At 66.1% G+C, this 20534-nt stretch carries 15 protein-coding genes and 1 tRNA gene; 9 read left to right on the top strand and 7 right to left on the bottom strand.

The features are described from left to right. Positions 1 to 5: 5 nt before the first annotated feature. A tRNA-Leu gene (locus ABS767_RS11090) sits at positions 6 to 89 on the bottom strand. Between the two features lie 293 nt (positions 90 to 382). Here ABS767_RS11090 and rpoB point away from each other — a divergent pair. Next, positions 383 to 4528 (top strand): DNA-directed RNA polymerase subunit beta, encoded by a 4146-nt coding sequence (rpoB, locus tag ABS767_RS11085; RefSeq protein WP_408078406.1) that lies wholly within the window; start codon positions 383 to 385, stop codon positions 4526 to 4528. A gap of 84 nt (positions 4529 to 4612) precedes the next feature. Beyond that, a complete protein-coding gene (gene rpoC / locus ABS767_RS11080; protein ID WP_408078405.1) occupies positions 4613 to 8890 on the top strand; it encodes a DNA-directed RNA polymerase subunit beta' in 4278 nt (1425 codons plus the stop codon). 88 nt (positions 8891 to 8978) lie between these two features. Here the strand turns inward: rpoC and ABS767_RS11075 are convergent, their stop codons facing one another. Genes ABS767_RS11075 through ABS767_RS11065 form a run of 3 tightly spaced genes read right to left on the bottom strand, consistent with a single transcriptional unit; the run spans position 8979 to position 11705 of the window. Further along, entirely contained in the window at positions 8979 to 9464 is a 486-nt protein-coding gene (locus ABS767_RS11075; RefSeq protein ID WP_408078404.1) for a DUF2846 domain-containing protein, read from the bottom strand. After that, entirely contained in the window at positions 9461 to 10174 is a 714-nt protein-coding gene (locus ABS767_RS11070; protein WP_408078403.1) for a hypothetical protein, read from the bottom strand. The genes ABS767_RS11075 and ABS767_RS11070 overlap by 4 nt, the downstream gene beginning before the upstream one ends. 22 nt (positions 10175 to 10196) lie before the next feature. Next, positions 10197 to 11705: a YifB family Mg chelatase-like AAA ATPase gene (locus ABS767_RS11065; protein ID WP_408078402.1), complete on the bottom strand. Its 1509-nt coding sequence runs from the start codon at positions 11703 to 11705 to the stop codon at positions 10197 to 10199. Positions 11706 to 11833: 128 nt separating this feature from the next. Between ABS767_RS11065 and ABS767_RS11060 the strand changes: the two genes are divergently transcribed. From ABS767_RS11060 to yihA, 6 genes are all read left to right on the top strand, one after another. Beyond that, positions 11834 to 12094 (top strand): hypothetical protein, encoded by a 261-nt coding sequence (locus ABS767_RS11060; protein ID WP_408078401.1) that lies wholly within the window; start codon positions 11834 to 11836, stop codon positions 12092 to 12094. 87 nt (positions 12095 to 12181) lie between these two features. After that, positions 12182 to 12316, top strand: coding sequence for a 50S ribosomal protein L34 (gene rpmH, locus ABS767_RS11055; RefSeq protein ID WP_044332822.1), 135 nt, complete (start codon positions 12182 to 12184; stop codon positions 12314 to 12316). Positions 12317 to 12408: 92 nt separating this feature from the next. Continuing rightward, on the top strand, positions 12409 to 12726 hold the full coding sequence (gene rnpA, locus ABS767_RS11050; protein WP_408078400.1) for a ribonuclease P protein component: 318 nt from the start codon (positions 12409 to 12411) through the stop codon (positions 12724 to 12726). Then, a complete protein-coding gene (gene yidD / locus ABS767_RS11045) occupies positions 12723 to 12935 on the top strand; it encodes a membrane protein insertion efficiency factor YidD (RefSeq protein ID WP_408078399.1) in 213 nt (70 codons plus the stop codon). Before rnpA ends, yidD begins: the two co-directional genes overlap by 4 nt. A gap of 21 nt (positions 12936 to 12956) precedes the next feature. After that, positions 12957 to 14705 carry a membrane protein insertase YidC gene (gene yidC, locus ABS767_RS11040; RefSeq protein WP_408078398.1) on the top strand — a complete coding sequence of 583 codons (1749 nt, stop codon included), beginning with the start codon at positions 12957 to 12959 and terminating at the stop codon, positions 14703 to 14705. Continuing rightward, complete coding sequence (gene yihA, locus ABS767_RS11035; RefSeq protein WP_408078397.1) at positions 14702 to 15343, top strand: ribosome biogenesis GTP-binding protein YihA/YsxC; 642 nt, start codon at positions 14702 to 14704, stop codon at positions 15341 to 15343. Before yidC ends, yihA begins: the two co-directional genes overlap by 4 nt. 48 nt (positions 15344 to 15391) lie before the next feature. On the opposite strand, the gene ABS767_RS11030 is transcribed toward yihA, so the two are convergent. Both ABS767_RS11030 and ABS767_RS11025 read right to left on the bottom strand, forming a co-directional pair. Then, the gene (locus tag ABS767_RS11030) at positions 15392 to 16156 is read right to left on the bottom strand and encodes a MerR family transcriptional regulator (protein ID WP_408078396.1); all 765 of its coding nucleotides are present in this window, start codon (positions 16154 to 16156) and stop codon (positions 15392 to 15394) included. A 56-nt stretch (positions 16157 to 16212) separates the two neighbouring features. Continuing rightward, on the bottom strand, positions 16213 to 18147 hold the full coding sequence (locus tag ABS767_RS11025; protein ID WP_408078395.1) for an alpha/beta hydrolase family protein: 1935 nt from the start codon (positions 18145 to 18147) through the stop codon (positions 16213 to 16215). 115 nt (positions 18148 to 18262) lie between these two features. On the opposite strand from ABS767_RS11025, the gene ABS767_RS11020 reads away from it, so the two are divergent. After that, positions 18263 to 18928 (top strand): glutathione S-transferase family protein, encoded by a 666-nt coding sequence (locus ABS767_RS11020; RefSeq protein ID WP_408078394.1) that lies wholly within the window; start codon positions 18263 to 18265, stop codon positions 18926 to 18928. 11 nt (positions 18929 to 18939) lie between these two features. Here ABS767_RS11020 and ABS767_RS11015 read toward each other — a convergent pair whose 3' ends face one another. Further along, positions 18940 to 20532 carry a hypothetical protein gene (locus ABS767_RS11015; protein ID WP_408078393.1) on the bottom strand — a complete coding sequence of 531 codons (1593 nt, stop codon included), beginning with the start codon at positions 20530 to 20532 and terminating at the stop codon, positions 18940 to 18942. Positions 20533 to 20534 lie beyond the last annotated feature (2 nt).

The following is a 20534-nucleotide window of genomic DNA, read 5'->3' as shown; positions in this document are numbered from 1 at the left end:
AGCTCTGGTGCCCCTGGCCGGACTCGAACCAGCATGCCTTTCGGCGGTCGATTTTGAGTCGACTGCGTCTACCATTTCGCCACAGGGGCAGCGAGCGAGGCTGGCTAGACCAAGCCTCCGGCAACGGCAAGCACTTAAGCGCGTCGGTTTGACACCGCCCCCTCCCGTGCCTATATCGCCGCTCTACCCGAACGGTCGGGAAATGGTGTGCCGTCGCGCAGCGCACCGGACGAATGGACCGCCGGGAACCATAGACGCTTGAGAGGCTGAGTATTTCCCCGTTGCAGACGGATGGAAGCGCTCGGCCCTTTTGGCGTCGCTATGCGTGCCTGCCCCGGCGGTACCCGGGTCGAAATTCAGGCTGAAAAGGCGAAAACAGCATATGGCAACCAAGGCGATCGAAAGCGGCACCGCAAAGCGCCGCATCCGCAAGGTGTTCGGCGACATCCACGAAGTGGTGCAGATGCCGAACCTGATCGAGGTTCAGCGCGAATCCTACGAACAGTTCCTGCGGAGCGATCCGTCGATCGGCTATGTCTCCGGACTCGAGAAGACGCTGCGCAGCGTGTTCCCGATCCGCGACTTCGCCGGAACGGCCGAACTCGACTTCGTGACCTATGAGCTCGAAGCGCCGAAGTTCGACGTCGAGGAATGCCGTCAGCGCGGCATCACCTATGCCGCCCCGATGCGCGTGACGCTGCGCCTGATCGTGTTCGAGGTCGATCCCGATACGGATGCCCGCTCGGTCCTCGATATCAAGGAGCAGGACGTCTACATGGGCGACATGCCCCTGATGACGGGCAACGGCACCTTCTTCATCAACGGCACCGAGCGCGTCATCGTGTCGCAGATGCACCGTTCGCCGGGCGTGCTGTTCGACCATGACCGCGGCAAGACGCACGCATCGGGCAAGTATCTGTTCGCCGCGCGCGTAATCCCCTATCGCGGGTCGTGGCTCGACTTCGAGTTCGACGCCAAGGACATCGTCAACGTCCGTATCGACCGCAAGCGCAAGCTGCCGGTCACGACGCTGCTGTATGCGCTGGGCCTGAGCAGCGAGGATATCCTCAACCACTTCTACAACACCGTCACCTATGTGCGCGGTCCGGGTGGCTGGCAGATTCCGTTCGCGCCGGAGAACTGGCGCGGCGCCAAGCCGATGTTCGACATCGTCGACGCCAAGTCGGGCGAAGTGATCTTCCCCGCAGGCCAGAAGATCAGCCCGCGCGCCGCCAACAAGGCGGGCAAGGACGGTCTCGAGACGCTGCTGATCCCGACCGAGGAAATCTTCGGCCGCTATAGCGCGTTCGACCTGATCAACGAGTCGACCGGCGAGATCTATATCGAGGCGGGCGACGAGGTGTCGGCCGAGAATCTCGAGAAACTGGACAAGGCCGGGATCGAGCGCATCGAGCTGCTCGACATCGACCATATCTCGACCGGTCCGTGGATCCGCAACACGCTCAAGGTCGACAAGGCCGAGGAGCGCGAGCAGGCGCTGTCGGACATCTATCGCGTGATGCGCCCCGGCGAGCCGCCGACGCTGGAGACGGCGGAATCGCTGTTCGGCGGGCTGTTCTTCGATCCGGAGCGCTACGACCTGTCGGCCGTGGGCCGCGTCAAGCTGAACATGCGTCTCGACCTCGATGCCGAGGACACGGTGACCACGCTGCGCACCGAGGACATTCTGGCCGTCGTCAAGACGCTGGTCGACCTCAAGGACGGCAAGGGCGAAGTCGACGACATCGACAATCTCGGCAACCGCCGCGTGCGTTCGGTGGGCGAGCTGCTGGAAAACCAGTATCGCGTCGGCCTGCTGCGCATGGAGCGTGCAGTGAAGGAGCGCATGTCGTCGGTCGACGTGTCGACCGTCATGCCGAACGACCTGATCAACGCGAAGCCCGCGGTCGCCGCGGTGCGCGAGTTCTTCGGTTCGTCGCAGCTGTCGCAGTTCATGGACCAGACCAATCCGCTCTCCGAAGTGACGCACAAGCGTCGCGTTTCGGCGCTTGGCCCGGGTGGTCTGACGCGTGAGCGCGCGGGCTTCGAAGTCCGCGACGTCCATCCGACGCACTATGGCCGTATCTGCCCGATCGAGACGCCGGAAGGCCCGAACATCGGTCTGATCAACAGCCTGGCCACGTTCAGCCGCGTCAACAAATACGGTTTCATCGAAACCCCGTACCGCAAGGTGCAGGACCGCAAGGTGACCAACGAGGTCGTCTATCTGTCGGCGATGGAAGAGGCGAAGCACACCATCGCGCAGGCGTCGGCCGAAACCGATGCCGATGGCCGCTTCACCGAAGATCTGGTCTCTGCGCGTCAGGCCGGCGAATTCCTGATGGCGCTGCCCGAAACGGTCACGCTGATGGACGTCAGCCCGAAGCAGCTGGTGTCGGTCGCGGCTTCGCTGATCCCGTTCCTTGAAAATGACGACGCCAACCGCGCGCTCATGGGCTCGAACATGCAGCGCCAGGCGGTGCCGCTGGTCAAGGCCGAGGCGCCGTTCGTCGGCACCGGCATGGAAGAGACCGTGGCGCGCGATTCGGGCGCGGCGATCTCGGCCAAGCGCGCCGGCATCGTCGACCAGGTCGATGCCAGCCGCATCGTCATCCGCGCGACCGGTGAGGTCTCGGCGGAAGAGAGCGGCGTGGACATCTACACGCTGATGAAGTTCGAGCGTTCGAACCAGTCGACCTGCATCAACCAGCGTCCCCTGGTGAAGGTGGGCGAGCTGGTCAGCGCGGGCGACATCATCGCCGACGGCCCGTCGACCGAGTTCGGCGAACTGGCGCTGGGCCGCAACGTGCTCGTCGCGTTCATGCCCTGGAACGGCTACAATTATGAGGACTCGATCCTGATCAGCGAGCGGATCGTGAAGGACGACGTGTTCACGTCGATCCATATCGACGAGTTCGAGGTCATGGCCCGCGACACCAAGCTGGGGCCGGAGGACATCACCCGCGACATCCCCAACGTCGGCGAGGAAGCGCTGCGCAACCTCGACGAGGCGGGCATCGTGTACATCGGCGCCGAGGTCGAGCCGGGCGACATCCTGGTCGGCAAGATCACGCCGAAGGGCGAAAGCCCGATGACGCCGGAAGAGAAGCTGCTCCGCGCGATCTTCGGTGAGAAGGCCAGCGACGTGCGCGACACCTCGCTCCGCCTGCCGCCTGGCGTCACCGGGACGGTCGTCGACGTGCGCGTCTTCAACCGCCACGGCATCGACAAGGACGAGCGCGCGATGGCGATCGAGCGCGAGGAGATCGAGCGCCTGAAGAAGGACTCGGACGACGAGCGCAACATCCTCAACCGTGCGACCTGGTCGCGCCTCAAGGAGATGCTGCTCGGCCAGACCGCGACCGGCGTACCGAAGGGCCTGAAGAAGGGCTCGGTGATCGACGAGGATCTGCTCGACAGCGTCGACCGCCACGAATGGTGGAAGTTCGCCGTTGCCGACGACAAGGTCCAGGGCGATCTCGAGACCGTCAAGGGTCAGTATGACGAGGCCGTCAAGCGCATCAAGGACAAGTTCGAGGATCGCCGCGAGAAGCTGGAGCGGGGCGACGAGCTGCCGCCGGGCGTGCTGAAGATGGTCAAGGTGTTCGTCGCGGTGAAGCGCAAGCTGCAGCCGGGCGACAAAATGGCTGGCCGTCACGGCAACAAGGGCATCATCAGCCGCATCCTGCCGCAGGAGGACATGCCGTTCCTCGAGGACGGGACCCCGGTCGACTTCGTGCTCAACCCGCTGGGCGTGCCGTCGCGCATGAATGTCGGGCAGATCTTCGAGACGCATCTGGGCTGGGCCGCACGCGGCCTCGGCGCCAGGATCGGCGATGCGCTCGACGCATGGCGCGAAGCGAACCCGAACCCCGAGGCCGGCCAGCCGCCGGAAGCGGTCAAGGCGCTGCTCAAGGAAGTCTATGGCGACAACTATGCCGACGACATCGAGCGCCGCGACACTGCGTCGCTGGTCGAGCTGGCGCAGAATGTCCGTGCCGGCGTTCCGATGGGCACTCCGGTGTTCGACGGCGCGGTCGAATCGGATGTGTCGGCAATGCTGAAGCTGGCGGGCCTCGACGAGAGTGGTCAGGTCGATCTGTTCGACGGACGCACCGGCGACATGTTCGATCGCAAGGTGACGGTTGGGTACAAATACGTGCTCAAGCTGCACCACCTTGTCGACGACAAGATCCACGCGCGTTCGATCGGGCCGTACAGCCTCGTCACCCAGCAGCCGCTGGGCGGCAAGGCACAGTTCGGCGGCCAGCGCTTCGGTGAGATGGAGGTCTGGGCACTGCAGGCGTATGGCGCTGCCTATACGCTGCAGGAAATGCTGACGGTGAAGTCCGACGACGTTGTCGGCCGCACCAAGGTCTATGAGGCGATCGTCAAGGGTGACGATACGTTCGAGGCCGGCATCCCCGAGAGCTTCAACGTGCTCGTCAAGGAAATGCGCTCGCTGGGCCTCAACGTCGAACTCAAGTCGATGGAAGACGGCGACGACCTGGCCGAGGCGGCGGAATAAGGGATTTGGAGCATCGGTTTACAAAACCGGTGCTCCGTCCCCTCCCCGCCCGGAAAGATTGACCCTCTAGAGGGACGAAAGAATATGAACGAACTGACCAACTTCGCGAACCCGGTGGCCAAGCCGGAGACCTTCGACCAGATCCAGATCGGCATCGCGTCGCCTGACCGCATCCGTTCGTGGTCGTTCGGCGAGATCAAGAAGCCCGAGACGATCAACTATCGCACGTTCAAGCCCGAGCGTGACGGCCTGTTCTGCGCGCGCATCTTCGGTCCGATCAAGGATTACGAGTGCCTGTGCGGCAAGTACAAGCGCATGAAGTACAAGGGCATCGTCTGCGAAAAGTGCGGCGTCGAGGTCACGGTCTCGAAGGTCCGCCGCGAGCGCATGGGCCATATCGAGCTCGCCGCCCCGGTCGCGCACATCTGGTTCCTCAAGTCGCTGCCCTCGCGCATCGGCCTGCTGCTCGACATGCAGCTCAAGCAGCTCGAGCGCGTGCTGTATTTCGAGTCCTACATCGTCACCGAGCCGGGCCTGACGCCGCTGGAGAAGTTCCAGCTGCTGACCGAGGACGAGCTGCTCGACGCGCAGGACGAATATGGCGAGGACGCCTTCTCCGCCGGCATCGGCGCGGAAGCGGTCAAGATCATGCTCATGGACCTCGACCTCGAGGGTGAGAAGCGCACGCTGCTTGAAGAGCTGGCGACGACCAAGTCGGAGCTGAAGCCCAAGAAGATCATCAAGCGGCTGAAGGTCGTCGAGAGCTTCCTGGAATCGGGCAACCGCCCCGAATGGATGATCCTCGACGTCGTTCCGGTCATCCCGCCCGAACTGCGTCCGCTGGTGCCGCTGGACGGCGGCCGCTTCGCGACCTCGGATCTCAACGATCTGTATCGCCGCGTGATCAACCGGAACAACCGCCTCAAGCGGCTGATGGAGCTGCGCGCGCCGGACATCATCGTCCGCAACGAAAAGCGCATGCTGCAGGAAGCCGTCGACGCGCTGTTCGACAACGGCCGCCGCGGTCGCACCATCACCGGTGCGAACAAGCGTCCGCTCAAGTCACTGTCCGACATGCTCAAGGGCAAGCAGGGTCGCTTCCGCCAGAACCTGCTCGGCAAGCGCGTCGACTATTCGGGTCGTTCGGTCATCGTGACCGGTCCGGAGCTCAAGCTGCACCAGTGCGGCCTGCCGAAGAAGATGGCGCTCGAGCTGTTCAAGCCTTTCATCTACGCGCGCCTCGACGCCAAGGGTCTGTCGATGACCCTCAAGCAGGCGAAGAAGTGGGTCGAGAAGGAGCGCAAGGAAGTCTGGGACATCCTCGACGAAGTCATTCGCGAGCACCCGGTCCTGCTCAACCGCGCACCGACGCTTCACCGTCTGGGCATCCAGGCGTTCGAGCCGGTGCTGATCGAGGGCAAGGCAATCCAGCTGCACCCGCTGGTCTGCTCGGCGTTCAATGCTGACTTCGACGGTGACCAGATGGCCGTTCACGTTCCGCTGAGCCTCGAGGCGCAGCTGGAAGCGCGCGTGCTGATGATGTCGACCAACAACATCCTCAGCCCCGCGAACGGCAAGCCGATCATCGTGCCGTCGCAGGACATGGTGCTGGGCCTCTACTATCTCTCGATGGAGAAGGAAGGCGAGCCGGGCCAGGGCATGGTGCTCGGCGACATGGCCGAAGTGCACCAGGCGCTGTTCAACGGTGCGGTGACGCTGCACACCAAGATTACCAGCCGCGTCCCGCAGACGGACGAGGACGGCAACACCTATATGAAGCGGTTCGAGACCACCCCGGGCCGCATGCTGCTCGGCGAGTGCCTGCCGAAGTCGCACAAGGTGCCGTTCGACGTCGTCAACCGCCTGCTGACGAAGAAGGACGTGGGCGACGTGATCGACGAGGTCTATCGCCACACCGGCCAGAAGGAGACCGTCCTGTTCGCCGACGCGATCATGGCGCTCGGCTTCCGCCACGCGTTCAAGGCGGGCATCTCGTTCGGTAAGGACGACATGATCATCCCGGCGTCGAAGGAAGCGACGGTCGACGAGACCCGCACCCTCGTGAAGGACTTCGAACAGCAGTATCAGGACGGCCTGATCACGCAGCAGGAGAAGTACAACAAGGTGATCGACGCCTGGAGCCGTTGCGGCGACGTGGTGGCGGCCGCCATGATGGACGAGATCAAGTCGGTGAAGGTCGACGCGGCAACCGGCCGTGAAAAGCCCGCCAATGCGATCTACATGATGGCGCATTCCGGTGCGCGTGGTTCGGCGGCGCAGATCAAGCAGCTGGCCGGCATGCGCGGCCTGATGGCCAAGCCGTCGGGCGAGATCATCGAAACGCCGATCATCTCGAACTTCAAGGAAGGCCTGACCGTCCTTGAATACTTCAACTCGACCCACGGCGCCCGCAAGGGCCTCGCGGATACGGCGTTGAAGACCGCGAACTCGGGTTACCTCACCCGCCGCCTGGTCGACGTGTCGCAGGACTGCGTCGTGATGGAGCAGGATTGCGGGACCGAGCGCGCGCTGGAGATGAAGGCGATCGTGCAGGGCGGCAGCGTCATCGCGTCGCTGGGCGAGCGCATCCTGGGCCGCACCACGGCCGAGGACGTGGTCGATCCCAAGAGCGGCGACGTGGCGATCCCGACCGGCACGCTGCTGGACGAGCCGATGATCGCGCAGATCGAGGCGCTGGGCGTTCAGGGCATGAAGATCCGCTCGCCGCTCGTCTGCGAAGCCAAGATCGGCGTGTGCGCCAAGTGCTACGGGCGTGACCTCGCCCGCGGTACGCCGGTGAACATCGGCGAAGCAGTCGGCGTGATCGCGGCGCAGTCGATCGGTGAGCCGGGCACGCAGCTGACGATGCGTACCTTCCACATCGGCGGCGCGGCTCAGCTCAACGAGCAGTCGAACCTCGAAGCCCCTGTGGACGGCACGGTCGAATTCCGCGACCTGCGCCTGATCACCGACCAGCGCGGCCGCCGCGTGGTTCTCGCCCGTTCGGGTGAGATCGCGATCCTGGACGATGATGGCCGCGAACTCGCGGTGCACCGCATTCCGTACGGCGCGTACGTCATGTTCGACGATGGTCACATCGTCAGCAAGGGCGACCGCATGGCGGAGTGGGATCCGTTCACCATGCCGGTAATCACGGAAACCGGCGGCGTCGTGAAGTATCAGGACCTGATCGACGGCAAGACGCTGGCCGAGCAGGTCGACGAAGCGACGGGCATCGCCCAGCGCGTCGTGGTCGAGAACCGCGGTGCCGCAGCGAAGAAGGAAGACCTGCGTCCGCGCCTGACCCTCACCGGCGAAGGCGAAGGCGAGGCCGCGCGCTACATGCTGGCGCCGGGTGCGGTGATCAGCGTCGAGGACGGCGCGACGGTTCAGGGCGGCGACGTCCTGGCACGCGTCAGCCGCGAGAGCGCAAAGACGCGTGACATCACCGGCGGTCTGCCGCGCGTCGCCGAGCTGTTCGAGGCGCGCAAGCCCAAGGAGAACGCGATCATCGCGAAGGTCTCGGGCCGCGTGGTGTTCGGCAAGGATTACAAGGCGAAGCGCAAGATCGGCATCCAGCCCGAGGATGGCGGCGAGGTCGTCGAGTATCTGGTTCCGAAGTCGAAGGTGATCGACGTTCAGGAAGGCGACTACGTCAAGCGTGGCGACAACCTGATCGGCGGCTCGCCCGATCCGCACGACATCCTCGAAGTGCTCGGCATCGAGCCGCTGGCGGAATATCTCGTCGCGGAAATCCAGGAAGTCTATCGACTCCAGGGCGTGAAGATCAACGACAAACACATCGAGGTGATCGTTCGCCAGATGCTGCAGAAGGTCGAGATCACCGACGGCGGCGACACCACGCTGCTGGCGGGCGAACAGGTCGATCGCGACGAGATGGACGATCAGAACAGCAAGCTGGAGCCGGGTCAGGCGCCGGCACAGGGCAAGCCCGTCCTGCTCGGCATCACCAAGGCGTCGCTGCAGACCCGCAGCTTCATCTCGGCGGCGTCGTTCCAGGAGACCACCCGCGTCCTCACCGAGGCGGCGGTCCAGGGCAAGCAGGACACGCTGATCGGCCTCAAGGAGAACGTGATCGTCGGCCGTCTCATCCCCGCCGGTACCGGCGCGGGCATGAACCGGATGCGCATCGCGGCCACGAGCCGCGACGTCGCGCTCCGCGCCCAGCAGCGCAAGCTGCAGGAAGCGCTGATCGCGCCGAACTCGGCGGCGGAAGAGCACGCCGCCGAGCTGGCGCAGGACCCGATCGACGCGATGGTCACCAGCGACGCGCTGGAGAAGGTCGAAACGTCGGGCGACGGCAGCGACGCGGCCGCGGGCGATTACCTCAACGAGGAATAATCGCCCGCGCCCCGCGCGGCGCAGACATGATAAGGCCGCCGTCCGAAGCCCGGACGGCGGCCTTTTTCATGCCGGCTGAAGCGACGGCCTATTCGGCCTTCGGCTCCTTCTCTTCCGGGTCGTCCTTCGGTTCCCACATCTTCAGACCCTTTGCCTTCTTCGCGAAGGCCTCGCGGTCGGACGGGGACAGGTTCGCACGGCCCGCCATGACGCCCATGCCGATGTTACAGCGCACGAAATAGGTTTCGTCGGCCTCGACCTCGAGCCGGATTTCGTCCTTCGCCTCGCCACGGGTGTTGTAGGTATGAACGCCCGGCGCGACCGAAACTGCGTAGAATTTTCCCGAACCCAGGCGTGCGATCTGCGTATCGCCCTCGCGCACCGTGCATCCCAGCGCGGCGCCCATCAGCGACCCCGGCCGGTAGAACACGACCTGCCCGGTGCCCGCCTCCGGCGCGCCGAGCGGGCCAGACTTGGTGACCAGCGGCGCATCATCGCCCGGCATCGCCACCACGGCAGCGACCGGCGCCGCCACACTCAGCACGAGCGCGGCCGCGAACAGCTTCTTCCTCATAATTCCCCCTGCTTCACAACGGCCGTGCCACACTCGGCGACGGCTTCCTTCGTCATCTCCAAATCGGCCTTGAGCCTGGCGTTGCCGCGAGCCCCGACCGGAACCTCGATCTGGCCGCCCTTGATCACGAACGCGACGACCGAGGCGACTCCCGCCACCGGCGCGACGACCGACGCACCTGCTACCGCCGAACTCGCCACGCCGACCGCCTTGCTGTGGTCATCGCCCGCCAGCCCGAACTTGAACCGGCCCAGGGGGATTTCGGTGGCGCCGCAGCGCAGAAAGCGGGCGGCGACGATCAGTTCGCCCGCCTTGCCAGCAAAGCCGGCCTTTCGGGCATGGATCACCTCGCCCTCGCCCGTGGTCCCGGCGCGAATCACCACCTGCCCGCCCGCGTCCACGATCGGTTCGGCGAGCGTGATGGCGAAGCGCTGACCGACCACCGCAGACCGGGAACTGAGCGGCTCCGCTATTTCGACGATCACGAGAGTCTGGGCGGCGATCCGCAGCGGCAGCGACGGCGCGTCGGCTGGAATCGTTTCGGGCGCTGAAGGAGTGTCGGATCGCGACTCCCCGTCCTGAACGCCCGGCATCGCGATCAGCGCCGCCCCCAAGACGGCGACCATGTCCCAGCCCATCAATCCCCCCGTTTTCAGATGATTATGGCGGGATTTCGCCAATGGCAATGGGCCGCGAACCGGGCGTTTCACGCCCGCCGGCGCGCCCCGCCGATCAGCTGCGCGGTGCCTGTCGGCGGTAGCTCAGCGCTTCGGCGACATGGATGCGGCCGACCGTCTCCACGCCTGCCAGATCGGCGATCGTACGCGCGACGCGCAGCACGCGCGTGTAGCCGCGCGCGCTCATCCGCATCGCTTCCGCCGCCTGCGCGAGCAGCTTGCGCCCGGGTTCGTCCGGGGTGGCCGCCATGTCGAGGACCGGGCCGTCGGCTTCGGCATTGGTGCGCGGGCCATCCGGTCCAAAGCGATCGCGCTGGACCGATCGCGCCGCCGCAACCCGTGCAGCGACCTCGGCCGAGCCCTCCGCGGGCGGGGGCAGTACCAGATCTGCGGCGGTGACCGGCTGTACCTCGACATGCAGGTCGATGCGGTCGAGCAGCGGGCCCGACACCTTGGCCTGATAGTCCGCAGCACAGCGCGGCGCACGCGCGCAGGCCAGCGCCGGATCGCCGAGATGCCCGCAGCGGCACGGGTTCATCGCCGCGACCAGCTGAACGCGCGCCGGAAAGGTCACATGCGCGTTCGCGCGTGCGACGCTGACCACCCCCGCCTCCAGCGGCTGGCGCAGCGAATCAAGCACGGCGCGCTGAAATTCGGGCAATTCGTCGAGGAACAACACGCCGAGATGCGCGAGGCTGACCTCGCCCGGCTTGACCTTCAGCCCGCCGCCGGTCAGCGCCGCCATCGACGCGCTGTGATGCGGACTGCGGAACGGCCGCGTGCGCGTCAGCCGCCCGCCCTCCAGCGTGCCGGCGACACTGGCGACCATGGACACCTCCAGCGCCTCCGCGGCATCGAGCGGGGGCAGAATGCCCGGCAGGCAGCTCGCCATCAGCGACTTGCCCGCGCCCGGAGGACCGACCATCAGCATGTTGTGGCCGCCCGCGGCGGCGATCTCCAGTGCGCGCTTGGCGGTTTCCTGCCCCTTCACCTGGCGCAGGTCGGGGCCGAAGCCGGGCGCGTCGGCCTCGCCCGGTTCGGGCTGGCCGAGCAGTTGCTGGCCCTTGAGGTGATTGAGCAGACCGATCAGGTCGGGTGCAGCCAGCACGGCGCCAGTTCCGGCCCATGCGGCCTCCGCCCCCTGCGCGGCGGGGCAGATCAGCCCCTTCCCCTCCCCCGCCGCATGCAGCGCGGCGAGCAGCACCCCGGGCGATGGCGCAATGCGACCATCCAGTGCCAGTTCGCCGACCACGACATAGTCCGCCAGCGCCTCGGCATCGGTCACCCCCATCGCCGCCAGCAACGCCAGCGCGATCGGCAGGTCGAAATGCGATCCTTCCTTGGGCAGGTCGGCGGGCGAGAGGTTGAGCACGATATGCTTGGGCGGCATGGCGAGCCCGATCGCCGCCATCGCCGCGCGCACCCGCTCGCGGCTTTCCGCCACCGCCTTGTCGGGCAGGCCGACGATCATGAACTTGGGCAGGCCGGGGACGAGATTGCACTGGACCTCGACGCTGCGGGCTTCCAACCCCAGATACGCCACCGTCGACACGCTCGCGACCATATGCCCCCCTTTTGTTCGCCCGGTTGTACCGGTTTTTCGCTGGAGGGGAACGGTTCATCGCAGCGGCGTCTTGCATCGCCAACACACGGCCCCATCTCACTAGCATGCGACCCAAGCCACATCCTTTTGTGAGAATCGCGCTGCTGACGATCGGAGTGCTGCTGTTCTTCATCGTGGCACCGCTCGCGTCGCCGCTGCCGGGACCGGGCGGAACGGTGATCGCAGCGTTCGGTCTGATCCTGATCCTGCGCAATTCGCGCTGGGCACGGCACCGATTCGTGCGGGCGAAGGCGCAATGGCCGCGCGTCGGCGCGTTCATCGATCGAATTCTGGCGCGTGGCAGCGCCAAGCGCCGCCGTGAAGCCGCGAAAAAGCTCGCGACGAATTGACTTTGCCGGCTGCGTTGGCTAACGGCCCCCTTCACACGGTCGCCCCCGCGGCGGCCATTTTAGTTTCTAGATTTCAGGGAATGAGCGATGAAGCGGACCTTTCAGCCGAGCAACCTGGTGCGAGCGCGCCGGCACGGCTTCCGCGCGCGCATGGCGACCCCCGGCGGCCGCAATGTGATTCGCGCCCGCCGCGCCCGCGGCCGCAACAAGCTGAGCGCGTAAGCCTGACTCCAGCATCGCTGGTGCCGGACCAGCCCGTTTCCTCGGACGAGGAGGCGGGCTGTTTGCGTTCGCCCCCTCCCCAGCTCGCGCGGATGACGGTACGCCGGGACTATCTTGCCGCCAACGCCGGAAAGCGTGCGCCGATGCCGGGCTTCGTCCTGCTTGTGCGTCGGCGCGGCGACGATGACGCAACGATGCGAATCGGCATCACCGTGTCGAAGAAGGTCGGCAATGCCGTGATCCGCAACCGCATGAAGCGCCGCTTTCGCGAACTGGCGCGCGCCGTCCTCCCGGTCGAAGGTATTGCGGGCGCCGACCATGTCCTGATCGGCCGCGCCAGCGGGATCGAGCGGGACTATGCCGCGCTCAAGGCCGAACTGGTCAAGGCGCTGGCGAAACTGCGCCGATGATCGCCCGCATCCTCATTCTCATCGCGCGCGGCTGGCAGATCGGCCCGTCGCGCGTCCTGCCGCCCAGTTGCCGGTTCGCACCCAGCTGTTCGGCCTATGCAATCGAGGCGCTCTCCCGCTATGGGGCGCTCAAGGGCGGATGGCTCGCGCTGCGGCGCATCCTTCGCTGCCATCCATGGGGTGGGCATGGCTATGATCCCGTGCCCTGAGTTCCTGAACCGGGGAATGACGTGAAAGACGACCAGAAGAATTTCCTGCTGTTCGCGGTGATCGCCGCGTTGCTGCTGTTCGCGTGGCCCGCGATCACCGGCTGGTTCTTCCCCACCGCAAATCCCCCCGCGACCAAGGTGCAGGGCGGCGAGACCAAGGTCGTCCCCAATCCGGGCGCCGACCCCGCCGCCGATACGCCCAGGGCGGTCCGTGACCGCAAGCTTGTGCTCGCGGAAAGCCCGCGCGTCGCGATCGAAACCCCCACCGTGCGCGGCTCGATCAGCCTCAAGGGCGCGCGGATCGACGATCTGGTGCTGATCAAGCATCAGGAAACGATCGCCAAGGACAGCGATCCGATCCGCCTGCTCTCGCCCAGCGGCACGCGCGACGCCTATTTCGCCGGCTTCGGCTGGTCGGGTCAGGGCCTGAACGCCCCCGGTCCGGATTCGGTGTGGCAGGCGAGCGGTGCGAAGCTCACTCCATCCACCCCGATTACGCTCACCGCCACCAGCGGTACCCAGCGCTTCGCGATCGAGCTTTCGGTCGACGACGGCTATATGTTCACCGTCCGCCAGAAGGTCGCGAACCTCGGCCAGCGGGCGATCAGCGTCGCCGGCTATGGCTATCTCTACCGCTACGGCCCGGGCAAGGATCACGACACCTGGACCATCCACGCCGGCCCGGTCGCGTCGTACAACGGCACGGTCGACTATGGCGTCAACTACAGCACCGTGACGGACGAGGGCGCCAAGCGCTTCGACTCGAAGGGCGGCTGGCTCGGCTATACCGACATCTACTGGCTGACCGCGCTGGTTCCCGATCAGGGCATGCCCGTCGCGCTCAGCTTCCGTCCCGCCGCCAATGGCGCGACCCAGGCGCAGTTCGAGCCGACCTCCGCCCGTCAGGTCGGCCCCGGCCAGGTGATGACCCAGACGACGCGCTTCTTCGCTGGCGCAAAGGACGTCAACCTGCTCGATCAGTATGAGGAACAGGGCGGCATCCGCCAGTTCGGCAAGGCGATCGACTGGGGCTGGTTCGAGATCTTCGAAAAGCCGATCTTCCACTATCTCCACTGGCTGTTCCGCATGGTCGGCAATTTCGGCCTGGCGATCATCCTGTTGACGGTCACCGTCCGCGCGCTGCTATTCCCGATCGCGCAGAAGCAGTTCGCATCGATGGCGTCGATGCGCGCGCTCCAGCCCAAGATGAAGGCGCTGCAGGAACGCTACAAGGACGACAAGCCGCGCCAGCAGCAGGAGATCATGAAGCTGTACAAGGACGAGAAGGTGAACCCGCTCGCGGGCTGCCTGCCGACCCTGCTGCAGATTCCGATCCTCTATGCGCTCTACAAGTGCCTGATGCTGTCGATCGAGATGCGGCACCAGCCGTTCATCCTGTGGATCAAGGACCTGTCGGCACCCGATCCGCTGCATGTCCTGAACCTGTTCGGCCTGCTTGACTTCAACCCGCCCGGTTTCCTCGCCATCGGCGTGCTGCCGATCCTGCTCGGCGCATCGATGTGGGCACAGTTCAAGCTGAACCCGGCACCGATGGACGAGATGCAGAAGCAGATGTTCGCGATCATGCCGTGGGTGCTGATGTTCGTGATGGCGCCGTTCGCCACCGGGCTCCAGGTCTACTGGATCACCTCGAACCTGCTCACCATCGCGCAGCAGAAGTTCCTCTACATGCGCCACCCGGCGCTCAAGGAACCCGCGCCCGCCTCCGGAGCGGTGATCGACGGCAAGCCCGCCAAGGGGAAGAAGTGAGCGATTTCGACCCCGAACTGATCGAGAGCGCGCGCAAGACCTTTGCCGGTCCGGTCGCGTTCCTGAAGTCCGCGCCCGCGCTCCACTTCCTGCCCGAACCGACGGTGCCGGAAGTGGCGTTCGCGGGGCGGTCGAATGTCGGCAAATCCTCGCTGCTCAACGCGCTGACCAACCGCAACGGTCTCGCGCGCACGTCGAACACGCCGGGTCGGACGCAGGAACTCAACTTCTTCGACATCGGCGATCCGGTGAAATTCCGGCTGGTCGACATGCCCGGCTACGGCTTTGCCAAGGCACCCAAGGACGTCGTCAAGAAATGGCGCTTCCTGGTGAACGACTATCTGCGGGGGCGCGACGTGCTCAAGCGCGTGCTGGTGCTGATCGACAGCCGCCACGGGATCAAGGAGGTCGATCGCGACATCCTCGACATGCTCGATGCAGCGGCGGTCAGCTATCGCATTGTCCTGACCAAGGGCGACAAGATAAAGTCGGCGGAACTGGCAGAGGTGACTCAGCGTACCATCGACGAAGCACGGAAGCGCCCCGCCGCACACCCCGACATTCTCGCCACGTCGAGCGAGAAGAGCGACGGCATCGCCGAACTGCGCGCCGCGGTGGTCGAGGCGGTGAGCGTCTGAACGCGTCACGCGAAGCCGGGCCGGCCAGCAACCGGCCCGACCTTTCGCTCAACCCGCCTTCGCGCGCAACGCCGACTGGATAAAGGCGAACACCTCGGCGTCGAAGCCGGGATCGGCCTGACCCTGCCACGTGTCCATGCGCTCATACATGCGCTGGACCCCCGCCTTCATCGCCGGGGTCGCGACGGCGTTGAACGGCGCAAGCATTTCACGCCATTCGGCGACGAACGCCTGAGCTTGCACGCTTGCCGGATCCAGGGGCAACGCCGCCTTGATCCGCGCGCCCAGATCGGCCCAGCCGCGCGTATAATCCGCATGATCGAAATCGGCGGGCAGCTGCGCCATCGTGGCTTCGAACTGCGCTTTTTCCTCAGCAGTAAAGAAGCGGTCGGCGACTTTGTCCCATTGTTGTTGCTGCGACATCTGCATGTCTCCTTGTCGTATCAGCGAGCAGAATGTCGCGACATCGATGCGCTCGCCGGAATCGATGCGGGACTTGACGGTGCGAAGCAGCGCGCGGGCGGCTTCGATCTCGGCGGCCTGTTCGGCCAGCGTTTCCAGCTGGACATCGACCAACCGCCCGAGATCGACCGGCGCATGCGCGGTCAGGCGTTGGATCTGCGCGAGGCTGAGACCGGCGCGCTTGAGCAGGACGATGCGGTGGACCTGTTCCAGCTCCGCCGGGCCATAGCAGCGCCGCCCCGACGCGGTGCGCAGCGGGCGCAGCAGTCCGCGCGCCTCGTAGAAGCGGAGCGCGCGCGCGGTGATCCCGCTGCGCCGGGCGACTTCGGCAATGTCGAGCGACTCAATCATGGGGCCGCTATGCCAGTTGACGCAGCGTCAAGCGCAAGCCCAAAAAACGGGCGCGCTCAGGCCGGGTTATGCTTGGCCAGAAACGCCTCCATCGCCTTCAGAAATTCCAGGCGATCCTCGCCGCGGCTGAAATGATGGTCCGCCTCGGGCTGGCGGATATAGGTCACGTCCTTGCCCGCCTTTTGCAGGCGCTCGGCCAGCAGGCGCGACTGGACCGGGGGCACCACGACATCCTTGTCACCATGGACGAGCAGCACCGGAATCGAGAATTCCTCCGGGAAGTTGAGCGGCGACACGCCCTTCAGGTCCGGGGCCTGCTCGCGCAGCCAGTCGCTCCGCGCCCCGCTGTGCAGATAATTGCGCGAATGCTTCATCATCCGGTTGAGGTCGGACACGCCGGCATAGGAGATGGCGCAGCGATAGCGCGTGCCGTCGCGCTGTGCGGCCCGCACTGCCGCGTACCCGCCATAGGAGGCTCCGACCATGCACACCCGCTTGGGGTCGGCGATGCCGAGCTTCGCCAGCTCGGTCACGGCGTCGTTCAGGTCGTCCTGCATCGCCAGCCCCCATTGGCCCTCGCCGCGTCGCGCAAAGGCGGTGCCGAAGCCGGACGATCCGCGATAATTGGGCTGGATTACCGCATAGCCGCGATCCGCCAGGAACTGCGTCCACCAGTCCCAGCTCTCGCTGTCGCGCGCGAACGGCCCGCCATGCGGCATCACGATCAGCGGCAGCTTGCCCGACCGGTCCTTGGGCAGGGTCAGGACCGCGGCGATCTCCAGTCCATCACGCGCCTTGTACCGGATCGTCCGGACCGGGTGCATTCGCTTCATCCGGATGCTGGGATTATTGAAACCCAGCGGGGTCATCGTCTTGTGGGCCCGGCCAAAGTCGAAATAGCCGCCGGGGGCATCGGCCCCGCCGATCGCCACGATCGCGCGGCTGCGATCGCGGCTGGTCGACACGATCGCGACCTCGGCGCCCTTCACCAGCGACGAGACGGTCTCCTGCATCGCCTGCATGTCCGGATCCACCCAGCGGACGCCGGGCGCATCCTCCTGAAGCGCGATCCCCAGCACGCCCGACCCGCGAGGATCCGCGATCAGGCTGCCAATGTCGTACCCCTTGCTGGCAAAAAGCTGCTTGCCGCGCTCCAGCGTTGCCAGGTCAAGCTCATACAGCGCGGAATATCCATCCTCGTCGTCATCGATCACGAGCGCCTTGCTCTTGTCCTCCAGGAACAGCGCCGGGACGATCAACCGATCGTCGCCGCGCCGCGCCTTGTCGATCGTGCGGAACATGGCGCTGTTGCTGTCGCGATAGAGCAGCCGTCGCGACCGCCCGTCTTCGCTAACGCCGATGCCCATGCGGACTACGCCCGCGCCATCGGCATACCAGTCCATCACCCCGGCCCGCCCGGCAAGGATGGTCCGGCGCTTCCCGGTATCGAGGTCGATCTCCTCCACCTTGGGCCAGAAGCCCTCACGGTTGATATAGATCGACGTCTGATAGGCGAGCATCACCCGCGCGCTGCCGTCCCGCGCGACCCAGATTACATCGTCGCCCTTTTGCGCCACATCGCGCGGGGGGAGCTGGATCACCTTGTTCGTCGACGGCTGATAGGCGATCGCGCGCGTCACATACCATTCGTCGCCCTCGACCGGCACGCTCCGGCCGATGCCGAGCACCAGCCAGTCGTCATTGACCCAGCGCCACCAGTTCACATCCGCTTCGCCGGCTTTCATCAACTGCGGCGGCCCCTGCTTGCCCAGCGTCAGCACCGCGAAATACTGCTGTCCGCTGATCGCGATCTTCGCGGCGATCCGGGTGCCATCGGGCGACAGCTGCGGGCGCTCGAGCTGCGGCATGTCGGCGAACGCCTCGATCGGCAGAGGCGCGCGCGTACGCGCGGCGGGCGTCTGTTGCGGCGCGGCAGTCACCGTCGCGATCGTCGCCAGACCCGTCAGTATCGTCATGAATATGCGTGACATTCCCGCTCCCCCTACTCGCCTGTCATGCCGGCCGCAGCCTGTGCGGGGCGATCGGGATTCGCAAGCGTTTCCGTGCGCGGTTGCCCCTGCCCCACGCCGCCGCTATCCCCCCGCCATGCTCAAGCTTTTCATCGGCAACAAAGCCTATTCGTCGTGGTCGCTGCGCGGCTGGCTGGCGTGCAAACTTTCCGGCCTGCCGTTCGAAGAGGTCGTCGTGCCGCTCTACGATCAGGACTGGGACCAGCGGCGCGAAGGCGACGAGTTCGCACCGTCGTCGGGCAAGGTGCCGATCCTGTGGGACGGCGACGCGGTGGTGTGGGACAGCCTCGCCATCGTCGAATATCTCAACGAGAAATCGGGCGGCGACCGCTTCTGGCCGACCGACAATGCCGCGCGCGCAATGGCGCGATCGATGGCGGCCGAGATGCATTCGGGCTTCGCGGCGCTGCGTCGCAAGCACAGCATGAACATCCGCCAGGTCTATCCGCCCAAGACCCCGGACGAAGATGTCATGCAGGATATCCAGCGGGTCATGGAACTCTGGGCACAGGCCCGCGCCCGCTATGGCGGCGACGGCGAATTCCTGTTCGGCGAGTTCGGCGCGGTCGACCTGATGTTCGCGCCGGTCGTCACGCGCTTCGTCACCTATTCGCTCCCCGTCGCGCGGTTCGCGCCGGCCTATATGAACGCGGTGCTGCAGCACCCCTTCATGCAGGACTGGATCGCCGCGGCGCAGGAGGAGGAGTGGGTGCTGGAACAGTTCGAGCAGGAACCGGCCTGAAACTTTAGACCCTAACGTCTGCCCTGCGACAGCCAGGCCACCTTTACGCATTCGGCGAACAGCGGGGCCCGGCGCCGCAACTGCGCCTGAGCGGCCGCGTCGAACTCGCCATGCGATCGCATCCGCTCGATCGCGCCATCCATGGCGGAGCGGCACAGGCTGCGTGCCTCCGGCACGTTGCGCCGGTTGCGCGCCATAAACCCGGCCGCGACCTGTAGCCCCTCGATGCGGTATCGATCGGTCCATGGCAGGGACGCGATGCTCTTTGCGGCGGCATTCATCGCGTCGACCAGCTCGCGCTCGGTGACGGTGTCCGACAGCGGGCGACGGAATCCTTCGGTCAGAAACTGCTCCCGGCCCTGCGCATCCTTTGCGCGCAGCATCGCCACGATCGGCGCGTCCCGGCCGATCAGTCGCCTGGCCTCTTCCGCGGCATCGCCATAGGCGTACAGCATCTGGCGCCACACCCCGCCCTCCCAGCGCAGCGACCCACCGTCGATTTGGCGCTGAAGCGCCTCTGCCCGCATCGCCCAGGTGTCGGCGGCGGCGATCTTCGCCTCCAGTTTGTAGATGCCGGTCAGGTTCCGATGGACACCCGACGTCTGCATGTCGCGAAATCCCGTCGCGATGTTCAACGCGCCCTGCGCCCGCGCGGCGCGGATGGCCGGGGCGCGCAGATTGCGCTCATCCTCCTCCATCACGAGCGGCGCGAGGAGGTCCCGGGCAGTGGTGAGATAGCCGACCGCCGCGTCGTAAAGCTCCTGGCGGGTCAGGTTGCGCCCAAGCGCCATCAGCAGGTCCGCGCGCGCCTGGGGCGCATCCTGAGCCTGCGCCTCGGGAAGCAGCGCGCGCAATTGCGCCTCCGCGTCCCGCCACCGCCCCGCCTGCTCCGCCGCGATCGCACAACTGACCCGAACGTGCAGACGTACCCCGGCATCGGTCACCGACGCCGCAGGGTCGGACGCGCAGCGGCGGGCGGCTTCCTCCCGGCCCAGCATCGCCCAGGCACGCAATGCCTGTGCATCCATGCGTGAAGCGGTGACGGACCCCGCCCCCTCGATCCGCCGCGCAAGAGTGGCGGCACCGCCGGCGTAGATCGCATCGGTGGCCGGAAGGCCCAGCGTCTCATAGCGCTCGGCGCGCGTCCGCAACTCCGCGAGCGCGTCGGCCCCGGCGTTCGGATCGGCAAGGGTGTCCTCGACATAGGCTGCGTGAAACGGCAGCGACCGAGGATAATCGGCCGACGACAGGATCCTGCCCGCCTCTCCCAGAAGCGTCAGCGATGTGCGCGCATCGACCGGATCGTAGATCGACGCCGTCACGCCGCGGACCGCCCATTCCGAGAGCGCGCGAAGATCGCGGCGCCGCGCCTCGGCGAAGACCCAGGCCAGGATGCCGTTACATTCGAAGCCCTTCGAATCGCCCTGCCTACTCTGGTCCGCGACGCACGCGGCATATTCCCGGCGGACGATCGCTTCCATGCGTGCGTCGGGCGCCGCCTTCGCCGCCGCTTCGACAGCAGGCGGCATCGACCGCAGGTCCGTCTGCGCCGACGCCGGGAGAATCGAGATCAGCGAGATCGCAAGTGCGGCGCGGCCGAGCATGG

The sequence above is a fragment of the Sphingomonas plantiphila genome (assembly GCF_046000505.1).
GTDB classification, from domain to species: domain Bacteria; phylum Pseudomonadota; class Alphaproteobacteria; order Sphingomonadales; family Sphingomonadaceae; genus Sphingomonas; species Sphingomonas plantiphila.
The sequence above is the reverse complement of the archived record's forward strand: the minus strand, read 5'-3'. Positions and strand labels throughout refer to the sequence as shown.

Coding starts and splice junctions, on each gene's coding strand:
- ABS767_RS11025 (WP_408078395.1), bottom strand. CDS start 18,147: ATGTCACGCATATTCATGACGATACTGACGGGTCTGGCGACGATCGCG.
- ABS767_RS11065 (WP_408078402.1), bottom strand. CDS start 11,705: ATGGTCGCGAGCGTGTCGACGGTGGCGTATCTGGGGTTGGAAGCCCGC.
- rpoC (WP_408078405.1), top strand. CDS start 4,613: ATGAACGAACTGACCAACTTCGCGAACCCGGTGGCCAAGCCGGAGACC.
- ABS767_RS11015 (WP_408078393.1), bottom strand. CDS start 20,532: ATGCTCGGCCGCGCCGCACTTGCGATCTCGCTGATCTCGATTCTCCCG.
- ABS767_RS11030 (WP_408078396.1), bottom strand. CDS start 16,156: ATGATTGAGTCGCTCGACATTGCCGAAGTCGCCCGGCGCAGCGGGATC.
- ABS767_RS11075 (WP_408078404.1), bottom strand. CDS start 9,464: ATGAGGAAGAAGCTGTTCGCGGCCGCGCTCGTGCTGAGTGTGGCGGCG.
- rpmH (WP_044332822.1), top strand. CDS start 12,182: ATGAAGCGGACCTTTCAGCCGAGCAACCTGGTGCGAGCGCGCCGGCAC.
- rpoB (WP_408078406.1), top strand. CDS start 383: ATGGCAACCAAGGCGATCGAAAGCGGCACCGCAAAGCGCCGCATCCGC.
- yidD (WP_408078399.1), top strand. CDS start 12,723: ATGATCGCCCGCATCCTCATTCTCATCGCGCGCGGCTGGCAGATCGGC.
- ABS767_RS11020 (WP_408078394.1), top strand. CDS start 18,263: ATGCTCAAGCTTTTCATCGGCAACAAAGCCTATTCGTCGTGGTCGCTG.
- rnpA (WP_408078400.1), top strand. CDS start 12,409: ATGACGGTACGCCGGGACTATCTTGCCGCCAACGCCGGAAAGCGTGCG.